Source organism: Bradyrhizobium sp. UFLA06-24, from assembly GCF_054967145.1.
In genome coordinates this window covers 1-949 of sequence record NZ_JADFUE010000197.1, presented here as the reverse complement: position 1 = coordinate 949, position 949 = coordinate 1, and the positions used below count along the sequence as shown (strand labels likewise).

Annotated in this window: 2 protein-coding genes; both read right to left on the bottom strand. The window is 58.2% G+C overall.

Going from position 1 to position 949, the window contains the following annotated elements; all coding sequences use genetic code 11:
• Positions 1-502 (bottom strand): ABC transporter permease (locus IF809_RS38610; protein ID WP_462840086.1); only part of this gene is annotated, 502 nt, incomplete at its 3' end.
• 5 nt (positions 503-507) lie between these two features.
• Positions 508-949 (bottom strand): ABC transporter permease (locus IF809_RS38605; protein ID WP_462840085.1); only part of this gene is annotated, 442 nt, incomplete at its 5' end.

Sequence of the window (949 nt, the reverse complement as noted above, 5' to 3'; positions counted from 1 at the left end):
GGTCGAAACCCATCAGGGTCGCGGTCACGGCGATGACGACAAAGGGCGTAGCCAGCGTGGTATGCGCTAGGATCAGCCCGGTATAGCTGTTGAGCAGCCTCATATCGGCATAGAAGAAATACACCGCCACCGAGGTTATGACGACCGGGACGACCATGGGCGAGATCAACAGGCTCATCACCGCCGTGCGCCAGGGGAAGTTCGGACGACTGAGCCCGAGCGCGGCTAGCGTGCCTAGTGTGGTCGACAGCAGCGTGACCGACATCGCAACGAACATGGAGTTGTACAGAGCGCCCTGCCAACGAACTGTTAGGAAGAATTCCTCATACCAGCGCAGTGACAGCCCCGGCATTGGATAGCTGAAGAAGGGCACAGAATTGAAGGACAGCGGGATGATCACAAGGATTGGCGCGATCAGAAACAGCAGCACCGCCCCGCAGATCAGCCGGTGCAGATAGTGCCAGCTCTTCTCTAGCGGAGAGGCATAGGCGAAAGCGGTCATCCTTCTCACCCCATCTTGAGCCGGTCGACGCCGACCAGCTTGTTGTAGACATAGTAGAGCAATAGAGTCGCGGTGAGCAGTATGACGCCAAGAGCCGAGGCCATGCCCCAGTTGAGGTCCTCATTGGTGTAGTGGGCGACGAAATAGCTGATCATCTGGTCGGCCGCGCCCCCCACAAGCGCGGGAGTGAGGTAGTAGCCAAGGCAGAGAATGAAGCTTAGCAGGCAGCCAGCGGCGATCCCCGGCAGGGTTTGGGGGAAGTAAACCTTCCAGAAGGCGTAGAATGGGCCTGCGCCGAGCGAGCGAGCAGCGCGGACATGGTTGGGCGAAATTGTCTTCATTACACTGTAGATTGGCAGCAGCGTGAAAGGCAGCTGGATATGAGTCATGGCGATTACTGTGCCGACCCGATTGAAGATGAGCTCCGCGGGCTGCGATATAATATGC